This is a genomic window from Enterovirga aerilata (assembly GCF_013044135.1).
Classification (GTDB): domain Bacteria; phylum Pseudomonadota; class Alphaproteobacteria; order Rhizobiales; family Beijerinckiaceae; genus Enterovirga; species Enterovirga aerilata.
Window position 1 is genome coordinate 462,377 of sequence record NZ_JABEPP010000002.1, and the last position, 20,327, is coordinate 482,703.

Sequence of the window (20,327 nt, forward strand, 5' to 3'; positions counted from 1 at the left end):
TGTCCTGAGTGGCTCCATATGGGGCCGCCGCAGCCGATTCGGAACAGGCTAGCGCGCGCCGGCGCGGCCGCGCTCCATGGCGGCCCGCATGGCGCGGATCGCCTCCCCGAGCCCGACGAAGATCGCCGCGCCGATGAGCGCATGGCCGATATTCAGCTCGACGATCTGGGGGATGGCGGCGACCGGCCCGACATTCTGCTCGGTCAGGCCATGCCCGGCATGGATTTCGAGCCCGAGCGAGGCCCCGTGCGCCGCGGCGCGGCGGATGCGGTCGAGCTCCGCCTCGGTCCGCGAGCGCTCCTCCGCGATGAAGGCCTCGGCATAGGCGCCGGTGTGCAACTCCACCACCGGCGCGCCGAGCCGGTGCGCGAGCTCCATGACGGCGGGCTCCGGCTCGACGAAGAGGGAGACCCGCATCCCCGCATCCTTCAGGGCCGAGATGACGGTTGCCAGCCGCTCGGGCGCACCCTGGAGGTCGAGCCCGCCTTCCGTCGTGCGCTCCTCGCGCTTCTCCGGCACGAGGCACGCGGCATGGGGCCTGACGCGGCGGGCGATCGCGACCATCTCGTCGGTCGTCGCCATCTCGAAGTTGAGCGGCGTCAGGATCTGGCGCTTTAGCCGCTCGATATCCTCGTCGCGGATGTGGCGGCGATCCTCGCGCAGATGGGCGGTGATCCCGTCCGCGCCGGCCATGATGGCCTCGTGCGCGGCCCGGACCGGATCCGGATAGAACCCGCCGCGCGCATTCCTGAGCGTCGCGACATGGTCGATGTTCACGCCGAGCCGCAGCGGCTGCATCCCTGCCTCCGAACGAACCATGTCAGGCCGATCCTCCCGGAAGCGGCACGAGGCCGATCGCGGACAGGAGGAGCCGCGCCGCGGTCAGCGCCGCGAGCCCGTGCGGATCGTCGCGCGCGGGCACGAATTCCACCATGCAGATGCCCGCGATCGGGGCGCGCCGCGCCGCCGCCTGGAGCAGGGCGAGCGTCTCGCCGTAGAGCAGCCCGCCGGGACCGGGCATGTTCACCGCGGGCATGATCGAGGGGTCGAGCCCGTCGAGATCGATCGTCACGAAGCAGGGAGCGCCTTCGGGGACGAGGCTCGCGACCGCCTCCGCCCCGAGGCGCCTGAACTCGGCCATGGTCACGATGCGGCTCCCCCAGGCGCGCGCGTCCTCGATCTGGTCCGGCGTGCCGCTGCCCAGCCCCCTGATCCCGACCTGCACCTCGGCGCGGACCCAGTCCATCTCGGCGGCCCGGCGCATGATGGAGCCGTAGCCGAGCGGGTTCCCCTCGATCACGTCGCCCCAGTCGACATGTGCGTCGATCTGCAGGACCGTGAGCGGGCCGCTTCCCTCATAGGCGCGAAGAACAGGTATCGGCACCGAATCGTCGCCGCCGATCACGACCGGCACGGCGCCGGACAGCAGGATCTTGCGGATCGCCGCCTCGATCCGCGCCCGGTTCTCCTCCGGGCGGCCCGGATCGGTGTCGAGATCGCCGAGATCGACGATCAGGCGCTCCCGGCCCGGCCCGAGAAGGACGCGGTCGATGTCGAAGTCGAACTGGCGCCTCGCCGGCAGACCGGCCGAGGCCTTGCGGATCGCCGCAGCCGCTCCCGCGGAATGGCTCGGCCTGCCCGGCTCGTAGGGCGAGGCCTCGTCGATCCCGAGCAGCGCGACCGCAACCCCGGCGAGGTCGGCGAGATCGCCGCCCTCCAGCCCCGCGAACCCGCGCGGTCCCTCCGAATTGCCGGCCATGAGGGCGGACGCTACTCGTCGTTCTCGGTGGTGAGCTCTTGCGGCCGCAGGCCCTCGTCGGCCTTGCCGCCATTCGACTGCAGCTCCCGCACGATCGTGAGCGCCTCCTCCAGGAGGCCGCAGACGGCACGCACCTCCGGCCCGAGCCGGCCGGCATGGGCTTGCGCGGCCTCGATCAGGGCGGCGAGATGGGCCAGGTCGTGCTGCGAGACGGTCATCGGGCGAACCTAGCATGTCCGCCCCGCGATCGAAGCCCCTGCGGAAGCAGTGCCTGCAGCGGCCTTTCTGCTTGCCCGCGCGCGCCATCTCGACTATGTGAGCGCCTTCGCGTTCGCCTCGGCCGGGGGCTGAACGGACGGCCTCTTCCGCATCGCTGTGGTCAGGCAGGGCTCTCCGGAGCCCGTCGTCCCGTGTCTCCGCCTTCGAAGAACCGCTCGAGCCCCGTGGGCTCGAAGGGCTTGGCGCCGGACGGATGCGCGAACCGGCTTCCTGCCGCAATGCGGCCGGGAGCCTCCGACAAGGGAGAGGGCTCAGGTACATGCCTCTTTACGAACACGTATTCCTGGCGCGCCAGGACGTCACGGCCCAGCAGGTCGAGGCGATGATCGAGCAGTTCCGCGGCGTCATCGAGGCTGGCGGCGGCAACGTCGTCAAGGCCGAGATGTGGGGCGTGAAATCGCTCGCCTACCGGGTCAAGAAGAACCGCAAGGCGCATTTCACCATGCTCGGCCTCGACGCGCCGGCCGCGGCCGTCGCCGAGATGGAGCGCCAGATGCGCATCAACGAGGACGTCCTCCGCTTCATGACGCTGCGCGTCGAGGAGATCGAGGAAGGCCCGTCGGTGATGATGCAGAAGCGCGACCGCGACGAGCGCAAGGACAGAGAGCGGCGCCGCCGGGACGAGGAAGGTTACGGTTACGGCCCTGAAGCGGCCGAGGGAGTCTGAGCGATGGCGGCGATTGGTGGCGCGGGTGCCGGCGGCGGCCGTCGGCCCTTCTTCCGCAGGCGCAAGACCTGCCCGTTCTCGGGGCCGAACGCCCCCAAGATCGACTACAAGGACACGAAGCTGCTCTCGCGCTACGTGTCCGAGCGCGGCAAGATCGTGCCGTCGCGGATCACGGCGGTCTCGGCCAAGAAGCAGCGCGAGCTCGCCCAGGCGATCAAGCGCGCGCGCTTTCTCGGCCTCCTGCCCTACGTGATCCAGTAGGGCTCGTCCGGCGGCGCTTGCGGCGCCGGATCCTCCGAGGCCGGGCGACCCCGCCCGGCCCGCTGGGGCGGCCTGCGTGCCGTCTCTAACCCCGCGCGAGCGGCGGGACAGCGGCAGAATGGGACAGTTTCTTCTTCTCGGCTTCGGAGCGGGCCTCGTGTCCGCGCTCCTGTTCGGGGTGGTGGCCGTCGGCTCGCCGGCCGGCATGGTGCTGTCCTATCTCGCGCCGCTTCCGATCCTCATCGTCGCGCTCGGCTGGCACCATCTCGTCGGCCTTCTCGGCGTCGCGGTCGGAGCGCTCGCGACCTCGTTCCTCCTCCGCAGCAGCGCCGGCCTCGCCTTCGCACTGGGTCCGGCGCTCCCGGCCTGGTGGCTCGCCTATCTCGCCCTGATGGGCCGGGCGAGGCCCGACCGGGCGGGCGCGGTCGAATGGATGCCCGCCGGCCGCCTTCTCCTCTGGACGGGCGTGACCGGCAGCCTCGTCGCGCTCGCGGCCGCGATCGGGCTCGGCGGCGGGGACCACGCCCAGTTCGTCGAGACGCTCCGGCGCGCCACCGAGGCCCTCCTGCGCAGCGAGCTCGGCATGCCGCGCCAGGGCCCGGCCGGCACGATCGGCGGCGTGCCGACCGAGACGCTCGTCAGCCTGCTCGTCTTCGTGACGCCGATCGTCGCGGCCGCCGTGTTCAGCGTGACGCTCGCGCTCAATCTCTGGCTCGGCGCCAAGGCCGTCGCGATGTCGGGCCGCCTGCCGCGGCCCTGGACGCCCGTCCCGGACATCGTCATGCCCCAGCTGGCGCTCGTGCTGCTCGGAGCCGGCATCGTGGCCGCGCTGGCCTCCGGCTGGCTCGGCGTCGCCGGGCGCGCCCTCGCGGGAGGCCTCGCCATGATGTTCGCCCTGCAGGGGCTCGGGCTCGCGCATCTGGCGACCCTCGGCAAGCAGGGACGGCCGGCCATCCTCGCCCTCCTCTATCTCTTCGCCATCCTGCTCGGCCACATCGTCCTGCCGCTGCTCGCGGTCGTCGGGATGATCGATACGGCGGCGCCCCTCAGGCGCAACCTCACCCGCCACAAGCCTCCCGGGCGGAACGGGCCGCCCTCACCAACCTGAGACTGACTAGGAGAACCCCCATGCAAGTGATCCTGCTCGAGCGCGTGGCCAAGCTCGGCCAGATGGGCGAGACCGTGAACGTCCGCGACGGCTATGCCCGCAACTTCCTCCTGCCGCGCGGCAAGGCGCTGCGCGCCACGAAGGCGAATCTCCAGCATTTCGAGACCCAGCGCGCCCAGCTCGAGGCCCGCAACCTGGAGCGCCGGCGCGACGCCGAGAAGGTCGGCGAGGCGCTGAACGGCAAGAGCTTCACGATCATCCGCCAGGCGGGCGACACGGGCGTCCTCTACGGCTCGGTCTCCCCGCGCGACCTCGCCGATACGGTCACGGCCGAGGGCTTCACCGTCTCGCGCGACCAGTTCGTGCTCAACACCCCGATCAAGACGATCGGCCTGCACACCGTCCCGGTCTCCCTCCATCCGGAGGTCGAGGTGCAGATCACGATCAACGTCGCCCGCAGCCCTGAAGAGGCCGAGCGCCAGGCCCGCGGCGAGAGCGTGCTCGCCCGCGAGGAGCTGGACCTGGACGAGCTGGGCCTCGAGGTCGGCGCGGCGCTCGCCGAGGCCGGCGACCGCGCCGAGCTCTGATTCGGGCTGTCCGGCCCGGTCGGCCGGGGATGGCGGGGCGGCTATCAGTCGCTCCGCCCCTCGCCCCGCTCGATCGGGCGGCAGCGATAGCCGGCAAAGCACTGCCGGATGTCGGCGCTCGGCACATAGGCGGGCGCCGTCGTCGTCTCGAGCTCGCAGAAGCTCTGGTCCCGGACCACCCGCTCGTAGGACATCGGGCCGGTCGAGAGCACGGCCGCCCCGCGGGCCTCCACCAGGGCGGCAACGCTCGCGCATGGCATGGCAGGCGCCGCCACCCGCTCCTGAGACGCGGCTGCGCCGGGCGCGCAGAGAGCCGCGACCGCCGCCAGCGCTTGCAGTAGTTCTACTTTTGTTCTAGTTTTCGCCATCTGCTCTTTCCGGTGCACCGCTGTGATCAGCGGGGAATGTGGCTCCCATGCGCAAGGACGCTAACCCGAATCGGGGCATCCACGCCCGCATGATCCTTCGAGCACGCCGCCTCCGCTGATGCCCTCCGCCAACGCCGTCGTCACCCGCCTCGATCCGCCGCAGCGGGAGTTCCGCGAGCAGCCGAGCAACGTCGAGGCGGAGCAGGCGCTCCTCGGCGCGATCCTGGTCAACAACGACGCCTTCTACCGCGTCTCCGACTTCCTGGCTCCCGAGCATTTCTTCATCCCGGGCCACAGGAAGATCTACGAGGTCGCCGCGACCCTCATCAAAGCCGGCAAGGTCGCGACGCCGGTCACGCTGCGCACCCATATCAGCGAGCTCGATTTCGGCGGGCTCACGCCGCCGCAATACCTCGCAAGGCTGGCGGCCGAGGCGACGACGATCATCAACGCCGAGGATTACGGCCGTACGATCTACGACCTCGCGACCCGGCGGAACCTCATCCTGATCGGCGAGGAGGTGGTGAACACCGCCTACGACGCGCCCGTCGAGACCTCGCCGCGCGACCAGATCGAGGCGGCCGAGCGCCGCCTCTACCAGCTCGCGGAGACGGGCCGGTTCGAGGGGGGCTTCCAGCGCTTCTCGGACGCGCTCACCTCGGCGATCGACATGGCGGCGGCCGCCTTCAAGCGCGAGGGGCGCCTCTCCGGCATCTCGACCGGGCTTGCCGATCTCGACCGGCAGATGGGCGGGCTGCAGCACTCGGACCTGATCGTGCTCGCCGGCCGTCCCGGCATGGGCAAGACGGCGCTCGCCACCAACATCGCCTTCAACGTGGCCAAGGCCTATCGCGGCGAGAAGCAGCCGGACGGCTCGGTCAAGACCGTGAACGGCGGCATCGTCGGCTTCTTCTCCCTCGAGATGTCGGCCGAGCAGCTCGCGACCCGCATCATCGCCGAGCAGTCGGGCGTGCCGTCCTACAAGATCCGGCGCGGCGACATGCGCGAGGAGGATTTCTACAAGATCACGGCCGCCGCCCGCGAGATGCAGACGATCCCGTTCTACATCGACCAGACGGGCGGCATCTCGATCGCGCAGCTCGTCGCCCGGGCCCGGAGGCTCAAGCGCCAGCGCGGGCTCGACCTCCTGGTCGTCGACTATATCCAGCTCCTCTCCGGCGCCGGGAAGAAGGGCGACAACCGCGTGCAGGAGGTGACGGAGATCACGACCGGCCTGAAGGCCCTCGCCAAGGAGCTGAACGTGCCCATCCTGGCGCTCTCCCAGCTCTCCCGCCAGGTGGAATCGCGCGACGACAAGCGCCCCCAGCTCTCGGACCTGCGCGAATCCGGCTCGATCGAGCAGGATGCGGACGTCGTGATGTTCGTCTTCCGCGAGGAATACTACCTCGACAAGCGCGAGCCCAAGATGGGCACCGAGGAGCACATGAAGTGGCAGGCCACCATGGACGAGATCCACGGCAAGGCCGAGGTCATCATCGGCAAGCAGCGGCACGGGCCGACGGGGACGATCAAGCTCGCCTTCCAGGCGGACGTGACGCGCTTCACCGACCTCGCGCAGGAGGAGAAGCTGCCTGATCACTACTGAGCCGATCCCCGTCGCGCCCGCGACGCTCACGATCGATCTCGGCGCGCTCGCGGCGAACTGGCGGCTGCTGCACGAGCGCGCGGCGCCGGCCGAATGTGCCGCGGTGGTGAAGGCGGACGCCTACGGGATCGGGATCGAACCGGCGGTGCGCACGCTGTGGGCCGCCGGATGCAGGACCTTCTTCGTCGCCCATGTGAGCGAGGCGAAGCGCGTCAAGGCGGAGGCACCAGCCGCAACGGTCTACGTCTTGAACGGGCTCCTGCCCGGCAGCGCGGCGAGCTACCTCGCCCCGGAGCTTCACCCCGTGCTCGGGTCGCTGGACGAGATTGCGGAATGGGCCGCATTCTGTGTCGCGGCCGGCGGGCCGCGCCCTGCCGCGATCCATGTCGATACGGGCATGAACCGGCTGGGCCTCTCCGCGAAGGAGCTCGGGGAGCTTGCGGCAGGACCGCTCATCCGCGACTTCGAGCCCGCGCTCCTGATGAGCCACCTGGTCGCGGCGGAGGATCCCGCCGACCCGATCAGCGCCAAGCAGATCGCGGCCTTCGAGGCCGCTCGAAGCATCCTGCCGGGCGTCCCGGCCTCGCTCGCCAATTGCTCCGGCCTGTTCCTCCCCGGGCGCCCGGTTCACGACCTCGCCCGGCCGGGCTACGCGCTTTACGGCGGCAATCCCACGCCGGGCCGGCCGAACCCCATGCGGCCGGTCGTCCGGCTCGAGGCCAGGATCGTCCAAGTGCGCGAGATCGGGCCCGGCGAGCGCGTCGGCTACAATGGCCGCTGGTCCGCGCCCTCCCCCCGGCGCCTCGCCACGATCTCGGTCGGTTACGCGGATGGCTATCCGCGCAGCGCCGGCGGGACGGACGAGGCCGCGGCGGCCGGGATCGATCGCGGGGCGGCTCTCGTCGGCGGGACGCTCTGCCCCTTCGTTGGCGCGGTCTCCATGGATCTAATCGTCCTCGACGTGACGGAGGCGCCCGCGAAGGCCGCGCGGCGGGGCGGTACCGCCGTCCTCATCGGGGACGCGCTCGACCTCGACGAGGTCGGCCGCCGGGCCGGCACGATCGGCTACGAGATCCTGACCGGCTTGGGCCGGCGCTACGAGCGCCGCTATAGTCCGATGGCGTGAAGGAGCCGCGTCATGTCCGCGAAGATCGCGAGGCACCTCGAAGGCCGGTCGCCGTCGGCTCTCTACGAGACCGACTTCTACGCGTGGACGGTTCAGCAGCGGGCCGCTCTCGAGAAGGCGTCCGCTTCCGAGCTCGATTGGGCCGCCCTCGCAGAGGAGATCGGCGATTTGGAGAACGAGGTCTTCAACGCCCTGCGCAGCTCTTTCAGGATCATCCTCGTCCACTTGCTGAAGTGGGATCACCGGCCCGAGCGGCGGTCCCGCAGCTGGGTGGCGTCGATCCGCTCGCACCGGCAGGAGGTCGCCGATATCCTTGCCCGAAGCCCGTCTTTGCGGTCGCGTCAGGACGAAGCCGTCGAGGGCGCCTACAGGCGTGCTCGCATCGAAGCCGCCGGCGAAATGGACAGGCCTGAGCGGAGCCTGCCCCCGTCCTGCCCGTATAGCCTGGACGACATTCTGAAGCGGCCGGTTTCCTGGCCGGACGAGTGATCCGAAGTCCGATGGCCAAGCACCCGACCTTCACCTGCCAGAGCTGCGGCGCGGTCTATAACCGCTGGCGCGGCAAGTGCGAGGCCTGCGGCGGCTGGAACACCGTCGTCGAGGAGAGCGGAGCGGCGGGTCCGCTGGCGGGTCCGGCCGCGACACGGCCGTCGCGTGCGAAGGGCCGGGTCTTCCCGCTCCAGGCGCTCACCGGCGAGAGCCGCGAGCCGCCGAGGACCCTCACCCGCAACGGCGAGTTCGACCGCGTCCTGGGCGGCGGGCTCGTCCCGGGCTCCGTCATCCTGATCGGCGGGGATCCCGGCATCGGCAAGTCGACGCTGCTCATCCAGGTCGCGGCCGCGCTGGCGAGCGGCGGGAACCGGGTGACCTACATCTCGGGCGAGGAGGCGGTCGCGCAGGTCCGGATGCGGGCCGAGCGGCTGGGGCTCGCCGGCGCACCCGTCGAGCTCGCGGCGGAGACCAATGTGGAGGACATCGTCGCGACCCTGTCGCAGGGCCCCGCCCCACGGCTGGCGGTCATCGATTCGATCCAGACCATGTGGACGGAGACCGTCGAATCCGCCCCCGGCACGGTGAGCCAGGTCCGCGGCAGCGCCCAGGCGCTGATCCGCTTCGCCAAGACGCACGGGACGGCGCTCATCCTCGTCGGCCACGTGACCAAGGACGGGCAGATCGCAGGTCCGCGCGTGGTCGAGCACATGGTCGATTGCGTCGCCTCCTTCGAGGGCGATTCGGCGCATCACTTCCGCATCCTGCGGGCCGCCAAGAACCGCTTCGGACCGACGGACGAGATCGGCGTCTTCGAGATGACCGACCGCGGCCTCGCCGAAGTGCCGAACCCGTCCGAGCTGTTCCTGGCCGGGCGCGACATGGCGACGCCGGGCGCCGCCGTCTTCGCCGGGATGGAGGGCACGCGCCCCCTCCTCGTCGAGATCCAGGCCCTCGTCGCGCCGACCTCGCTCGGCACGCCGCGACGCGCGGTCGTGGGCTGGGACCCGGCCCGGCTCTCGATGGTGCTGGCCGTGCTCGAGACCCATGCCGGCGTGCGCCTGGGCGGCCACGACGTCTACCTGAACGTCGCGGGGGGGCTCCGCGTCTCCGAGCCGGCCGCGGATCTCGCGGCGGCGGCCGCGCTCGTCTCCTCCCTCACGGGCTCCGCGCTGCCGCCCGAAAGCGTCTTCTTCGGCGAGATCGGGCTCTCCGGCTCCATCCGGCCGGTCACGCAGAGCTCGGCCCGCATCAAGGAGGCCACGAAGCTCGGCTTCTCGAAGGCCTTCTGCCCGAACCCGTCCGGCGAGCGCGAGGAGCGCAGCCCCGCCTCGATCGGGCTCGCCCATGTGGCCGATCTGGCGGCCCGGATCGCCGGAACGCGGCGGCGCGCGGCCGCCGAGTAGTGCGGGAAGCCCACATTCCCTGCGGGAAAACCGCGCGCATCCGCAGGATTTGATGACGCTTCGCAGCGCAGCGGCTATAAGCCGGCCTCCGCCAGGTACAAGTTCCGCCGCCCCGATTCACCTTCGGACCGCCTCATGCCGGCCTCGCTGCCCATTTCGATTCTCGATCTCGTCGTCATCGGCGTCGTGATCATCTCGGCGCTGCTCGCGGCCGTGCGCGGCTTCACTCGCGAGGTCCTGGCGATCGTGGCCTGGGTCACGGCGGCCGCTGCGGCCTGGTTTCTCCACCCGCTCGTGCTGCCGAAGATCAAGGAGCACATCGCCAACCCGACCGTGGCTCTCGTCGCGGCGATCGCCGGCATCTTCATCGTCACGCTGCTGATCGTCTCGATCGTCACGGTGAAGTTCTCCGACTTCATCCTCGATTCGCGCATCGGCGCGCTCGACCGCACGCTCGGCTTCGTGTTCGGGGCCGCACGCGGCCTCCTGATCTGCGTGGTCGGCTGGGTGTTCCTGGCCTGGCTCGTCCAGGGCAAGATGCCGGACTGGGCGACGACGGCGCGGTCGCGGCCGATGCTGGAGAATACCGGCAACACGCTCATCGGCATGCTGCCGAACCCAGACGGGATCATGGAGCAGCTCAAGAAGCGGCGCGAGGACGGGACGGTGACGCCCGGCGCGCCGGCGCCGAGCCGCGGCTGAGCCAGGCCCGATCCGCCTCCGCGCCACGCACCGTCCCGCTCCGAAATCGCGCCGAATATCCCGTGCCGTGCTGGCGTCGCGGCCGCATTGGCACTACATGACCGCTTTACCGCTGCGAGAGGACGGGATCTTGCCCCCAGCGTCGCGCGCCGAAGCGCACGAATCCGACACGCTCGACCTGGATGGCGACAGGCTGCACGAGGAATGCGGCGTGTTCGGCATCTTCGGCCACCCGGACGCGGCGGCGATCACGGCGCTCGGGCTCCATGCGCTGCAGCATCGGGGCCAGGAAGCCGCGGGCATCGTGTCCTACGACGGGCGCCTCTTCCATCTCGAGCGCAGGCTCGGTCTCGTCGGCGACAACTTCTCCGACCGGAACACGATCGAGCGCCTGCGCGGCCATGCGGCGATCGGGCATGTGCGCTATGCGACCACCGGCGAGACGGTGCTGCGCAACGTGCAGCCGCTCTTCGCGGAGGTCGAGGGCGGCGGCTTCGCGGTCGCGCATAACGGCAACCTGACGAACGGCATCTCGCTGCGGCGCCAGCTCATCCGCGACGGCGCGATCTGCCAGTCCACGACCGACACGGAGGTCGTGCTCCATCTCGTGGCGCGCAGCCGCAAGCCCTTCATCGTCGACCGCTTCGTGGATGCGCTGCGCGAGATCGAAGGCGCCTATTCCTTCGTCGCGCTCTCCAACACCAAGCTGATCGGGGCGCGCGATCCGCTCGGGATCCGGCCTCTGGTGCTCGGCGAACTCGACGGCCGCTACATCCTCGCGTCCGAGACCTGCGCGCTCGACATGATCGGAGCCCGCTTCGTCCGCGACATCGAGAACGGCGAGGTCGTCGTCATCTCGGAGGACGGCGTGCAGTCGCTCCGCCCCTGGCCGAAGCAGCCGGCGCGGCCCGACATCTTCGAATACATCTATTTCGCCCGGCCCGATTCCGTCGTGAACGGGCTGCCGGTCTACACGGTCCGCAAGGAGCTCGGCGCCGAGCTCGCGCGCGAAGCGCCCGCGGATGCGGACGTCGTCGTGCCGGTGCCCGATTCCGGCGTCCCGGCAGCGCTCGGCTTCTCGCAGACGAGCGGCATCCCCTACGAGCTCGGCATCATCCGCAACCACTATGTCGGGCGAACCTTCATCGAGCCGACGCAGTCGGTGCGGGAGCTCGGCGTCCGCATGAAGCATTCGGCGAACCGGGCGGTCGTCGAGGGCAAGTCGATCGTGCTCGTGGACGATAGCCTCGTGCGCGGCACGACCTCGGTGAAGATCGTGCGGATGATGCGGGACGCCGGCGCCAGGGAGGTGCATTTCCGCATCTCGAGCCCGCCGATCACGCATCCGGACTTCTACGGCATCGACACGCCCGAGAAGGAGAAGCTCCTCGCGGCCACCATGGATCTCGAGGAGATGCGCGCCTATATCGGGGCCGACAGCCTCGCGTTCCTGTCCGTGAACGGCATCTACCGGGCGATGGGGCACGAGCGGCGCGATCCCATCCGGCCGCAATTCACCGATCACTGCTTTACCGGGGACTACCCGACCCCGCTGACCGATCTCGCGGTCGCTTCCCCGAAGAAGCTCGCGATCCTCGCCGAAGCCGACTGAGCGTAGCACCCTCGCATGGCGGAGAAGGACCTCGCCGGCCGCATCGCGGTCGTGACCGGCGCCTCGCGCGGCATCGGCCGCGCCGCCGCCCTCGCGCTCGCGGAGGCGGGAGCGCATATCGTGGCCCTCGCCCGCACCCAGGGCGCGCTGGAGGAGCTCGACGACGCCGTCCGGGCGCGCGGCGGGACGGCGACGCTCGTGCCGGTCGACCTCATGGATTTCGATGCGCTCGACCGGCTCGGCGCCGGGATCAACGAGCGCTGGGGCAAGCTCGACATCCTGTTCGGCAATGCCGGCATCCTCGGCGGGATCGCGCCGCTCGGGCATTACGACCCGAAGACCTGGGACGGGACGATGGCCGTGAACGTCACGGCCAATTGGCGCCTGATCCGCTCGCTCGACCCGCTCCTGCGCATGTCGGATGCCGGCCGCGCGATCTTCGTCAGCTCCGGGGCGGCGCATAAGTGCACGGCCTATTGGGGCGTCTATTCCGTCTCGAAGGCGGCGCTGGAGGCGCTCGCCCGGACCTACGCGGCCGAGACCGCGACCACCCCGGTCAAGGTCATGCTGGTCAATCCCGGCCCCCTGCGGACGCGCATGCGCGCGGCCGCCATGCCCGGCGAGGACCCACAGACGCTGCGCACGCCCGAGGACCTCGCGCCGCACATCGTCCGCCTCGCTTCCCCGAGCTGGGCGGAGACGGGCAAGATCTACGACTTCCCGCAGGACCGGCTGCTGACGCCGCGGATGCCGGCTTGAAAGCCGGAGCCTGCCGCGACACATTGCCGGGCCATGAGGCTCACGCCGCATGAGATCGCGGTCATTCGAGACTGCGCCCGCGCTCATTTCGGCGACGGCGCAGTGGTGCGGCTGTTCGGGTCGCGGTTGCGCGACGACTTCGAAGGCGGCGACATCGACCTGCACGTGACGACGACTCGGGACCGCCTCCCCTTCGCGCAAGAGTTCCGCCACTCCCTCGAGGAGCGACTTGCCGCCGATGTGGACGTGCATGTGGTGGACGGCAGCGGACGGCGCCGCGCCATCGACGAGATCGCGGTCCTGACCGGCCGGGTCCTGACCGGCACCCCCATCCTGCTGCCGCCGGACCTCGATCCGAAGACGAGGGCCCGCATCATGCACGACGCCTGCCGAGAGATGGTGGAGGAGGCGATCGCGTCGGGCCTCCTGACCCGCAAACGTCTGACGGAAGTGCTGGACGACCTTCGACCCAAGCTGCCCCTCGACGAAGACAAGGTCCGCGGCCTCTCCCGACTGGAGCGGTTGCTGGCGGACAGCCTTCTCCTTCAGTTCGGAAACCTGGTCGCCACCATCCAGGATCAGCTCATTCGGACGCTCCTGCTCGCGAGCGATGGGGCGCTGCCCTCGCGGAGGCGCGACGCGCAGCGGGAGCGGGCGCAAGCGCTCGGCATCCTGCCGGACGACATCGACTTCAAGACGATCGCCGACGCCCGGAATGCGGTCGCTCACAACTACCCCGGCCAGCCCGCAAAACAGGCGCGCGCCATCAACGAGGTCGTCGCGGCCGTTCCCGTCGCGCTGCGCGCCTTCGAAGCCCTGCTCCGCTACGCCGAAAGGAAAGGCCTGGCCTCTCCGCCGGTCCAGTAAGGCTCAGTCCCAGGTCTTCTTCTTGCCCTCGAAGGGGTTCTTGCCCGAGCGCAGCGACAGCCGGATCGGCACGCCCGGCAACTCGAAGGTCTCGCGCAGCCCGTTCACGAGATAGCGCGTATAGGCCCTCGGCAAGGCGTCGAGCTGGTTGCCGAAGAGCGCGAAATGCGGCGGGCGCGCCTTCACCTGCGTCATGTAGCGGATCTTGATGCGGCGGCCGGAGACGGCCGGCGGCGGATGGGCCGAGAGGGCCGCCGCGAGCCAGTCGTTGAGCTTCGCGGTCGGAACGCGGCGGCTCCAGACCTCGGCCGCCTGCACGACCGAACCCATCAGGCGGTCGATCCCCTCCCCCGCGAGGCCCGAGAGCGGCACGACGGGGGCGCCGCGCACCTGCGGCAGGAGCCGCTCGGCATCCGCGCGGAGCTCCTTCAGGAGCCCCGGCCTGTCCGCCACGAGGTCCCACTTGTTGAGCCCGATGACGATCGCGCGGCCCTCGCTCTCGATCAGGTCGACGATCGACAGGTCCTGCTTCTCGAACGGGATCGTGGCGTCCAGCAGCACCACGACGACCTCCGCGAAGCGGATCGCCCGCAGCGCGTCCGCCACGGAGAGCTTCTCGAGCTTGTCCTCGACGCGCGCCCGCTTCCTGAGGCCGGCGGTGTCGAAGAGGCGGATCGGGTGGTCGCGCCAGCGCCAGTCGACCGAGATCGTGTCGCGCGTGATGCCGGCTTCCGGGCCGGTCAGCAGCCGCTCGGCGCCGATCATCCGGTTGACCAGGGTGGACTTGCCCGCATTCGGCCGTCCGACGATCGCGACGCGCAGCGGCTTGCCGGCGCGGTCCTCGTCGTCCTCGTCCTCTCCGGTTTCCAGGAAGGGCTCGATCGCCTCCAGGAGGTCCCCCATGCCCTCGCCGTGCTCGGCCGAGAGCGGGACCGGATCGCCGAGCCCGAGCGAGAAGGCGTCGTAGGCGCCGGCCATCCCGCCGCGGCCCTCGGCCTTGTTGGCGAGCAGCACCACGGGCTTGCCGGACCGGCGCACGAGCTCGGCGAAGGTCTCGTCGGCCGGAAGAATCCCGGCCCGGGCATCGACCAGGAACAGGACGAGGTCCGCCTCGTCGATCGCCGCCTCGGTCTGCCGCCGCATGCGGTCGGACAGCGAGCCCGGCTCCGCCTCCTCCAGGCCCGCCGTGTCGATGATCCGGAAGGACAGATGGCCGAGCTCGGCCTCGCCCTCGCGCCGGTCCCGGGTCACGCCCGGCCGGTCGTCCACCAGCGCGAGCTTCTGCCCGACCAGCCTGTTGAACAAGGTCGACTTGCCGACATTGGGCCGGCCGATGATCGCGACCGTCCGCATCGGCCTCGCGCCTATTGCGTGGTCTGCACGGGCCCGCCCGCGGCAAGCGCCGTGTAGATCTCGAGTCGCGACCGGAGCCCCTGCGGCGTCTCGCGATCGGCCGCGATCTGGTCGAACCAGCGGCTCGCCGCCTCCGTCTCGCCGCGCTTCAGGGCGGCGAGCCCGAGCAGCTCGCGCGCCGTATGTCGCCAGGGATTGGTGGGCGTGGCGAGCCGTTCCAGGTCGGCGGCCGCCTGCGCGTCGCTCCCGTCCAGGCGCAGCATCGCGCCCCGGAGCCGCGCCAGGTCCTGCATGAAGCCGTCGACGGCGCCGTCGCTCGCGATGGCGTCGTAGGCCCTGGCCCCGGCCGCCGCATCGGCCTTGGCCGCCTCCCCGGCGGCGCGGAAACGGGCGAGGAGCCGGTAGCCGCCCGGCGCCTCGGCAGCGACCGCGTCGAAGGCCTTCTGCGCCTCCTCCGCCTTGCCCTCGCGCGCGAGCCGGAGGGCCGCGTCGTAGCGGGCGGAGGCGGCCTCGGAGCGCTGCAGCTCGACATGCTGCCAGTAGCGCCAGCCGGCGACGCCGGCGACGAGGAGGAAGGCGATCCCGACGATGAGCGCGCTGTAGCGCTTCCAGATCTCTGCGATGCGCTGCCGACGGTATTCCTCGTCGACCTCGCGAATGAACTCGTCCATGTCCGTCTCAGGCGGGGCGCATGGGCCCGGAAGCCGGCGTGGCTAACACACCCTCCCGTCCATGGCGAGGCAGGCCGTCACGGCACAAAAAGAAACCCCGCCGGACGGAGCCGGCGGGGGATTGAGCGACGGTTGGACCACATGGACCGTCGTGCGTGAAGCCTAACCCGGATTCGCCCGCATGGTTCCTGCAATTTTTGCTTGTACGCAGCCGGACGGCCAGTGTGGGTTTCAGGCACCAGGCCAGACCGGCACCCCGATGAGCCAGGGATGGAGCCAGCGGGCGAAGGCGAACCATGCGGCGAGCCCGACCGCGACGGCGATCGCGTCGTTCCGCCAGCCGGCAGGCTCGACCGCCGGTCCCGCATGGTCGCGGACCTCGTCCCGGCGGCGCTTGACGCTGATCCGCGCCATCACCGCCCAGGCGAGGATCGCACCGAAGAGCAGCATGGAGCCGAGATCGCCGTTCGCGACGAGGTGGGCGAGCGCCCAGATCTTCACGCCCGCAAGCATCGGGTGCTTCAGCGCCTGCTTGATGCGGCCCGGCACGTAGGCGGCCACGAGGCAGATGAAGGCGAGGATGTTGAGCGTGAGCGCGAGGTGCCGCGTCCAGAGCGGCGGATACCAGACGTTGATCCACTCGCCCGCGCGGTACTGCCCGAAGCCGTAGGCGATGAGCGCGATCCCGGCCACCGACAGGAGCGAGTAGAGGCCCTTGTACGGCCCCTCCCCGATCCGCGCGATCATGGCCGCGCGGCGCTCCCGCGCCATCGTGAAGGCATGCGTGCCGAGAAACATCGCGAGCCCGAGGATGAGGATCGCCATCTGAGGTCCCTGAAAGGTGTCGTTGAACCATAGCCGATAGCGTCGGGGTCGCGAACTTCACATCTCCTCGGAGACCGGCATGCCGATGCGCCGGGCCGGAGCCGGCCCCCTCCTGCTGCTGTCGGCCGCGCTTGCGGCGGGACAGGCGCGCGCGGCCGGCGAGCCGCCGCTCGCGGCCGTGACGCTCGTCGGCGGGGCCGAGACCGTCTTCTCGGCCATGCGCGACGCATGCGACGGCGACGACGTGCCGGACGCGCCGGCGCGCGCCTTCCGCGACGCGGAGGGCGGCATCGTCATGTTCGGGCTGCACACCAAGAACCGCGCTCTGCGGGGGCCGGATTTCGCCCGGCTGAGGATCGACTGCACCCCCGCCATGCCGTCGAAAGGCGATCCCGATCCCGCGGCCTACGACGATGCGAGCTGGATCGCCGCGACCTGGACGGAGGACGGCCGCAGGGTGGAGGCCCTGGTCCATCACGAATACCAGGCGAACACCCATCCGGGCCGCTGCAGCCGGAAGGAGTATCTCGCCTGCTGGTACAACACCGTGGTCGCGGTCTCGTCGCGGGACGGCGGCCGCAGCTTCGACCGGCCGGAGCCGCCGAAGGTCGTCGCCGCGGCGCCCTTCCGGCAGGAGGTCGGCCAGGGCCGCCATCGCGGCTTCTTCAACCCGTCCAACATCTTCGGCCAGGGCCGCTCGCGCTACTTCCTGTCCTCCACCACCGGCTGGGCCGGGCAGGAAGGCGGCGCGTGTCTCTTCCGGACGAGCGATCCCTCCGACCCGTCGTCCTGGCGCGCCTTCGACGGAACCGGCTTCTCGCTCCGCTTCGGCGACCCCTACCGGGACGGCGCGGGAACGAAGCCGTGCAGGACCATCTGGCCCTTCCCCGCTCCGGTCGGCTCCGTCGTGCGGCACCGGCCCAGCGGCGCCTGGATCGCGGTCTTCCAGGCCTCCGCGAATGCGGACCTGTTTCCGGAGGCCGGCTTCTACACGACGTCCTCGCGCGACCTCCTGACCTGGGACAAGCCGCGCCTGCTTCTCGCCGGCCGGACGCTCTATGACGACCCCTGTACCTCGGGCGGCCGGCTCATCTCCTATCCGTCCCTGATCGATCCCGAGGCGGAGGGCCGCAACTTCGACGATGTCGGTGCTTCCGCGCAGCTGTACTACGCCACGCTCAGGGTGGACGGCTGCCAGATCACCTCCGACCGCGACCTCCAGCGCCGGCGCGTGGCGATCCAGGTCTGGCCCTGACCGAGGCTCGCGCCTCCGGAACGCCGCTCCGCCGCCGCTCGTTGCCTCCCTGACGACACGGCCGGGCTCTCCGGCCAGGAGGCATGGATGACGAAGCATCTCTCGGCGGCGCTCGCCGTCACCGGACTTCTCGCGATCGCGCCGCTCGCGGGCGCCGCGGCCCAGGGCGCGGGCAATCCCGGGATGGGCAGCTCGCAGACGACGGGTTCGAGCGCGGGAACGGGCGCGACTCAGGGAACCGGGGCGGCCGCACCCGCCGCCGGCTCGACCGTGCAGGGCAGCGGCAACACCGCCAATACGGGCGCGGGCCGGATCGGCGGCGCGGCGACCTCGGGCACGGGGCAGTCGGCGAAGGGCGGACAGGGGAATTCCGGCACGTCGAGCACCGGCTCGGTCAACGTCCCGCGCTGAGGGCGGCCCGAAATTCAGGAACTCTGGCGAACCGCGGCCGCTCTCGGCCGTTGGTTCGTCGTGCGCCCGATGCGTCGAGATGGCCGCTCGGGCACCAATCACCGGAGGAGAACATGATCAAGAGAAGCGCTGCGGCACTGCTACTGTCGTCGACCCTGATGACGGGCGTTGCGCTCGCGCAGACCGATACGACCCCGGCACCCGCCACCTCGTCGCCCGCCCCGAGCGCTACGATGGGCGCCGGCGCGGCCGGCTCGGCGCAGTTCCTGACGCAGCAGGACCAGGGCCAGTTCCGCGCCTCCAAGTTCGTCGGCCTCGCCATCTACGGCCAGGACAACCAGCGCATCGGCGACGTCAACGAGATCCTCATCGACGGCTCCGGCAACGCCAAGGCGGTCGTGATCGGCGTCGGCGGCTTCCTCGGCATCGGCGAGAAGAACGTGGCGGTTCCCTTCGCGGCGGTCGAGTGGGTGAACGAGCGGCCCGCCAGCACGGCGGCGGCGAGCGGCACGGCCGGCACGGCCGGCGGCACCTTGGGCACGGGGACGGGCACCACCGCCTCCCGCGACGCCAGCGTGACCGGCTCGACCGCCGCCGCGCCGGCGCGTTCGGGCGCCGAGACCGCGGCCGCCAACGGCTATCCGGACCACGGCAAGGTCCGCATGTCGAAGGCCGATCTGCAGAACGCGCCCGCCTTCAAGTGGTATGGCGAGACGCAGTCCAACCGCGGCACCGGCACGGCGCCGCGCCAGTAGGCGTCGACCCCGTCAGCTTGCGAGCGGGAGCCCGGCCGAAAGGCCGGGCTCTTTCGCGTCCGGCACCTCGCCACGGGAAGGAGCTTCGACTATTCAGCCGCCAACTTGACCGCGGGCCCGGACGTTCGGTACTTCGAACGCCGAGTTCGTTATACAGATTGGAGGACCCCATGGCAGACCGGCAGCCCGGCTTCAATACCCTCGCCATCCATGCCGGGGCCGCGCCCGACGCCGCGACGGGCGCCCGCGCGACGCCGATCTACCAGACCACGTCCTTCGTCTTCGACGACGTCGACCACGCGGCCTCGCTGTTCGGGCTGCAGGCCTTCGGCAACATCTACACCCGGATCGGCAACCCGACGAATGCCGTGCTCGAGGAGCGCGTCGCGGCGCTCGAAGGCGGGACGGCGTCCCTCGCCGTCGCCTCGGGGCACGCGGCCGAATTCCTGACCATGCACGCCCTGATGCAGCCGGGGGACGAGTTCGTGGCCGCCAACAAGCTCTATGGCGGCTCGATCAACCAGTTCAACCACTCCTACAAGAACTTCGGCTGGAGCGTCGCCTGGGCGGACGCGGACGACCCGGCCTCGTTCGAGGCGGCGATCACGGAGCGCACCAAGGCCATCTTCCTGGAATCCATCGCCAATCCGGGCGGCGTGATCGTCGACATCGAGGCGATCGCGAAGATCGCCAGGAAGCACCGCATCCCGCTCGTGGTCGACAACACCATGGCGACGCCCTACCTCATCCGGCCCTTCGAGTACGGCGCAGACATCGTCGTGCATTCGGCGACCAAGTTCCTGGGCGGGCACGGCAATTCCATCGCCGGCCTGATCGTGGACGGCGGCTCGTTCAACTGGTCGGGCGACGACCGCTACCCGATGCTGTCCAAGCCGCGCCCGGAATATGGCGGCATGGTGCTGGGCGAGACCTTCGGCAACTTCGCCTTCGCGATCGCCTGCCGCGTGCTCGGCCTGCGCGATCTCGGCCCGGCGCTCTCGCCCTTCAACGCCTTCCTGATCCTGCAGGGAATCGAGACGCTTCCCCTCCGCATGCAGCGGCACTCGGACTCGACGCTGGAAGTCGCGCGGTTCCTCTCCACGCACGAGCGCGTGTCCTGGGTGAGCTATCCGGGCCTTCCTTCCGACAGGTACCATGCGCTGGCCCAGCGCTACTGCCCCAAGGGCGCCGGCGCCGTCTTCACCTTCGGCGTAAAGGGCGGATACGAGGCGGGCGTGAAGCTCGTCTCCAACCTCAAGCTGTTCTCGCATCTCGCCAATATCGGCGATACGCGCTCGCTCGTGATCCATCCGGCCTCGACGACGCATCGCCAGCTGACCGAGGCCCAGCAGATGACCGCCGGCGCCGGCCCGGACGTGGTGCGGCTCTCGATCGGCCTGGAGGATCCCCAGGACCTCATCGCCGATCTCGACCAGGCCCTCGCCTCGGGCGCCTGACACG

General features: G+C 70.6%; 23 protein-coding genes. 16 read left to right on the forward strand and 7 right to left on the reverse strand.

All coding sequences use genetic code 11. The annotated features are described in order from the left end of the window. Positions 1 to 48: 48 nt before the first annotated feature. Genes HJG44_RS07480 through HJG44_RS07490 form a run of 3 tightly spaced genes read right to left on the reverse strand, consistent with a single transcriptional unit; the run spans position 49 to position 1,977 of the window. Positions 49 to 798 carry a pyridoxine 5'-phosphate synthase gene (locus HJG44_RS07480; RefSeq protein ID WP_171217727.1) on the reverse strand — a complete coding sequence of 250 codons (750 nt, stop codon included), beginning with the start codon at positions 796 to 798 and terminating at the stop codon, positions 49 to 51. Between the two features lie 22 nt (positions 799 to 820). Next, positions 821 to 1,759 carry an arginase family protein gene (locus tag HJG44_RS07485; RefSeq protein ID WP_171217728.1) on the reverse strand — a complete coding sequence of 313 codons (939 nt, stop codon included), beginning with the start codon at positions 1,757 to 1,759 and terminating at the stop codon, positions 821 to 823. Positions 1,760 to 1,770: 11 nt separating this feature from the next. Next, positions 1,771 to 1,977 carry a hypothetical protein gene (locus tag HJG44_RS07490; RefSeq protein ID WP_171217729.1) on the reverse strand — a complete coding sequence of 69 codons (207 nt, stop codon included), beginning with the start codon at positions 1,975 to 1,977 and terminating at the stop codon, positions 1,771 to 1,773. Positions 1,978 to 2,297: 320 nt separating this feature from the next. Between HJG44_RS07490 and rpsF the strand changes: the two genes are divergently transcribed. From rpsF to rplI, 4 genes are all read left to right on the forward strand, one after another. Continuing rightward, positions 2,298 to 2,705 carry a 30S ribosomal protein S6 gene (rpsF, locus tag HJG44_RS07495; RefSeq protein WP_171217730.1) on the forward strand — a complete coding sequence of 136 codons (408 nt, stop codon included), beginning with the start codon at positions 2,298 to 2,300 and terminating at the stop codon, positions 2,703 to 2,705. Positions 2,706 to 2,708: 3 nt separating this feature from the next. Continuing rightward, positions 2,709 to 2,966 carry a 30S ribosomal protein S18 gene (gene rpsR, locus HJG44_RS07500; RefSeq protein WP_171217731.1) on the forward strand — a complete coding sequence of 86 codons (258 nt, stop codon included), beginning with the start codon at positions 2,709 to 2,711 and terminating at the stop codon, positions 2,964 to 2,966. A gap of 118 nt (positions 2,967 to 3,084) precedes the next feature. Further along, complete coding sequence (locus HJG44_RS07505) at positions 3,085 to 4,074, forward strand: DUF2232 domain-containing protein (protein WP_171217732.1); 990 nt, start codon at positions 3,085 to 3,087, stop codon at positions 4,072 to 4,074. A 20-nt stretch (positions 4,075 to 4,094) separates the two neighbouring features. Continuing rightward, positions 4,095 to 4,661: a 50S ribosomal protein L9 gene (gene rplI, locus HJG44_RS07510; RefSeq protein WP_171217733.1), complete on the forward strand. Its 567-nt coding sequence runs from the start codon at positions 4,095 to 4,097 to the stop codon at positions 4,659 to 4,661. Between the two features lie 44 nt (positions 4,662 to 4,705). Here rplI and HJG44_RS07515 read toward each other — a convergent pair whose 3' ends face one another. Next, on the reverse strand, positions 4,706 to 4,921 hold the full coding sequence (locus HJG44_RS07515; RefSeq protein ID WP_246736101.1) for a hypothetical protein: 216 nt from the start codon (positions 4,919 to 4,921) through the stop codon (positions 4,706 to 4,708). Between the two features lie 226 nt (positions 4,922 to 5,147). Between HJG44_RS07515 and HJG44_RS07520 the strand changes: the two genes are divergently transcribed. The 8 genes from HJG44_RS07520 (at position 5,148) to HJG44_RS07555 (ending at position 13,596) form a co-directional block, all read left to right on the forward strand. Beyond that, positions 5,148 to 6,635: a replicative DNA helicase gene (locus HJG44_RS07520; protein ID WP_171217734.1), complete on the forward strand. Its 1,488-nt coding sequence runs from the start codon at positions 5,148 to 5,150 to the stop codon at positions 6,633 to 6,635. Further along, on the forward strand, positions 6,622 to 7,761 hold the full coding sequence (gene alr / locus HJG44_RS07525; RefSeq protein ID WP_171218192.1) for an alanine racemase: 1,140 nt from the start codon (positions 6,622 to 6,624) through the stop codon (positions 7,759 to 7,761). The genes HJG44_RS07520 and alr overlap by 14 nt, the downstream gene beginning before the upstream one ends. A 12-nt stretch (positions 7,762 to 7,773) precedes the next feature. Next, positions 7,774 to 8,250 carry a DUF29 domain-containing protein gene (locus tag HJG44_RS07530; RefSeq protein ID WP_171217735.1) on the forward strand — a complete coding sequence of 159 codons (477 nt, stop codon included), beginning with the start codon at positions 7,774 to 7,776 and terminating at the stop codon, positions 8,248 to 8,250. An 11-nt stretch (positions 8,251 to 8,261) separates the two neighbouring features. Then, positions 8,262 to 9,656, forward strand: a complete 1,395-nt coding sequence (gene radA, locus HJG44_RS07535; RefSeq protein ID WP_171217736.1) for a DNA repair protein RadA — start codon at positions 8,262 to 8,264, stop codon at positions 9,654 to 9,656. 147 nt (positions 9,657 to 9,803) lie between these two features. Next, positions 9,804 to 10,358, forward strand: coding sequence for a CvpA family protein (locus HJG44_RS07540; RefSeq protein WP_171218193.1), 555 nt, complete (start codon positions 9,804 to 9,806; stop codon positions 10,356 to 10,358). Positions 10,359 to 10,455: 97 nt separating this feature from the next. Beyond that, entirely contained in the window at positions 10,456 to 11,970 is a 1,515-nt protein-coding gene (gene purF / locus HJG44_RS07545; protein ID WP_171217737.1) for an amidophosphoribosyltransferase, read from the forward strand. Positions 11,971 to 11,985: 15 nt separating this feature from the next. Continuing rightward, positions 11,986 to 12,729, forward strand: a complete 744-nt coding sequence (locus tag HJG44_RS07550; protein WP_171217738.1) for an SDR family NAD(P)-dependent oxidoreductase — start codon at positions 11,986 to 11,988, stop codon at positions 12,727 to 12,729. 33 nt (positions 12,730 to 12,762) lie between these two features. Further along, the gene (locus tag HJG44_RS07555; RefSeq protein WP_171217739.1) at positions 12,763 to 13,596 is read left to right on the forward strand and encodes a nucleotidyltransferase domain-containing protein; all 834 of its coding nucleotides are present in this window, start codon (positions 12,763 to 12,765) and stop codon (positions 13,594 to 13,596) included. Between the two features lie 3 nt (positions 13,597 to 13,599). Here HJG44_RS07555 and der read toward each other — a convergent pair whose 3' ends face one another. The 3 genes from der to HJG44_RS07570 all read right to left on the reverse strand — a co-directional run bounded on the left by der (position 13,600) and on the right by HJG44_RS07570 (position 16,445). After that, the gene (gene der, locus HJG44_RS07560; RefSeq protein WP_171217740.1) at positions 13,600 to 14,949 is read right to left on the reverse strand and encodes a ribosome biogenesis GTPase Der; all 1,350 of its coding nucleotides are present in this window, start codon (positions 14,947 to 14,949) and stop codon (positions 13,600 to 13,602) included. A gap of 11 nt (positions 14,950 to 14,960) precedes the next feature. Beyond that, the gene (locus HJG44_RS07565) at positions 14,961 to 15,620 is read right to left on the reverse strand and encodes a tetratricopeptide repeat protein (protein WP_171217741.1); all 660 of its coding nucleotides are present in this window, start codon (positions 15,618 to 15,620) and stop codon (positions 14,961 to 14,963) included. A 231-nt stretch (positions 15,621 to 15,851) separates the two neighbouring features. Next, positions 15,852 to 16,445 (reverse strand): NnrU family protein, encoded by a 594-nt coding sequence (locus HJG44_RS07570; RefSeq protein WP_171217742.1) that lies wholly within the window; start codon positions 16,443 to 16,445, stop codon positions 15,852 to 15,854. Positions 16,446 to 16,524: 79 nt separating this feature from the next. On the opposite strand from HJG44_RS07570, the gene HJG44_RS07575 reads away from it, so the two are divergent. The 4 genes from HJG44_RS07575 to HJG44_RS07590 all read left to right on the forward strand — a co-directional run bounded on the left by HJG44_RS07575 (position 16,525) and on the right by HJG44_RS07590 (position 20,323). Next, positions 16,525 to 17,700, forward strand: coding sequence for a hypothetical protein (locus HJG44_RS07575; RefSeq protein WP_430395039.1), 1,176 nt, complete (start codon positions 16,525 to 16,527; stop codon positions 17,698 to 17,700). Positions 17,701 to 17,787: 87 nt separating this feature from the next. Continuing rightward, on the forward strand, positions 17,788 to 18,111 hold the full coding sequence (locus tag HJG44_RS07580) for a hypothetical protein (protein ID WP_171217743.1): 324 nt from the start codon (positions 17,788 to 17,790) through the stop codon (positions 18,109 to 18,111). 113 nt (positions 18,112 to 18,224) lie between these two features. Beyond that, positions 18,225 to 18,866, forward strand: coding sequence for a PRC-barrel domain-containing protein (locus tag HJG44_RS07585; protein ID WP_171217744.1), 642 nt, complete (start codon positions 18,225 to 18,227; stop codon positions 18,864 to 18,866). A gap of 170 nt (positions 18,867 to 19,036) precedes the next feature. After that, on the forward strand, positions 19,037 to 20,323 hold the full coding sequence (locus tag HJG44_RS07590) for an O-acetylhomoserine aminocarboxypropyltransferase (RefSeq protein ID WP_171217745.1): 1,287 nt from the start codon (positions 19,037 to 19,039) through the stop codon (positions 20,321 to 20,323). Positions 20,324 to 20,327 lie beyond the last annotated feature (4 nt).

Bases quoted from the DNA above. Each gene is read 5' to 3' on its own strand.
- HJG44_RS07480 (WP_171217727.1), bottom strand. From the start codon at position 798: ATGCAGCCGCTGCGGCTCGGCGTGAACATCGACCATGTCGCGACGCTC.
- HJG44_RS07485 (WP_171217728.1), bottom strand. From the start codon at position 1,759: ATGGCCGGCAATTCGGAGGGACCGCGCGGGTTCGCGGGGCTGGAGGGC.
- HJG44_RS07490 (WP_171217729.1), bottom strand. From the start codon at position 1,977: ATGACCGTCTCGCAGCACGACCTGGCCCATCTCGCCGCCCTGATCGAG.
- rpsF (WP_171217730.1), top strand. From the start codon at position 2,298: ATGCCTCTTTACGAACACGTATTCCTGGCGCGCCAGGACGTCACGGCC.
- rpsR (WP_171217731.1), top strand. From the start codon at position 2,709: ATGGCGGCGATTGGTGGCGCGGGTGCCGGCGGCGGCCGTCGGCCCTTC.
- HJG44_RS07505 (WP_171217732.1), top strand. From the start codon at position 3,085: ATGGGACAGTTTCTTCTTCTCGGCTTCGGAGCGGGCCTCGTGTCCGCG.
- rplI (WP_171217733.1), top strand. From the start codon at position 4,095: ATGCAAGTGATCCTGCTCGAGCGCGTGGCCAAGCTCGGCCAGATGGGC.
- HJG44_RS07515 (WP_246736101.1), bottom strand. From the start codon at position 4,921: ATGCCATGCGCGAGCGTTGCCGCCCTGGTGGAGGCCCGCGGGGCGGCC.
- HJG44_RS07520 (WP_171217734.1), top strand. From the start codon at position 5,148: ATGCCCTCCGCCAACGCCGTCGTCACCCGCCTCGATCCGCCGCAGCGG.
- HJG44_RS07530 (WP_171217735.1), top strand. From the start codon at position 7,774: ATGTCCGCGAAGATCGCGAGGCACCTCGAAGGCCGGTCGCCGTCGGCT.
- radA (WP_171217736.1), top strand. From the start codon at position 8,262: ATGGCCAAGCACCCGACCTTCACCTGCCAGAGCTGCGGCGCGGTCTAT.
- purF (WP_171217737.1), top strand. From the start codon at position 10,456: ATGACCGCTTTACCGCTGCGAGAGGACGGGATCTTGCCCCCAGCGTCG.
- HJG44_RS07550 (WP_171217738.1), top strand. From the start codon at position 11,986: ATGGCGGAGAAGGACCTCGCCGGCCGCATCGCGGTCGTGACCGGCGCC.
- HJG44_RS07555 (WP_171217739.1), top strand. From the start codon at position 12,763: ATGAGGCTCACGCCGCATGAGATCGCGGTCATTCGAGACTGCGCCCGC.
- der (WP_171217740.1), bottom strand. From the start codon at position 14,949: ATGCGGACGGTCGCGATCATCGGCCGGCCCAATGTCGGCAAGTCGACC.
- HJG44_RS07565 (WP_171217741.1), bottom strand. From the start codon at position 15,620: ATGGACGAGTTCATTCGCGAGGTCGACGAGGAATACCGTCGGCAGCGC.
- HJG44_RS07570 (WP_171217742.1), bottom strand. From the start codon at position 16,445: ATGGCGATCCTCATCCTCGGGCTCGCGATGTTTCTCGGCACGCATGCC.
- HJG44_RS07575 (WP_430395039.1), top strand. From the start codon at position 16,525: ATGCCGATGCGCCGGGCCGGAGCCGGCCCCCTCCTGCTGCTGTCGGCC.
- HJG44_RS07580 (WP_171217743.1), top strand. From the start codon at position 17,788: ATGACGAAGCATCTCTCGGCGGCGCTCGCCGTCACCGGACTTCTCGCG.
- HJG44_RS07585 (WP_171217744.1), top strand. From the start codon at position 18,225: ATGATCAAGAGAAGCGCTGCGGCACTGCTACTGTCGTCGACCCTGATG.
- HJG44_RS07590 (WP_171217745.1), top strand. From the start codon at position 19,037: ATGGCAGACCGGCAGCCCGGCTTCAATACCCTCGCCATCCATGCCGGG.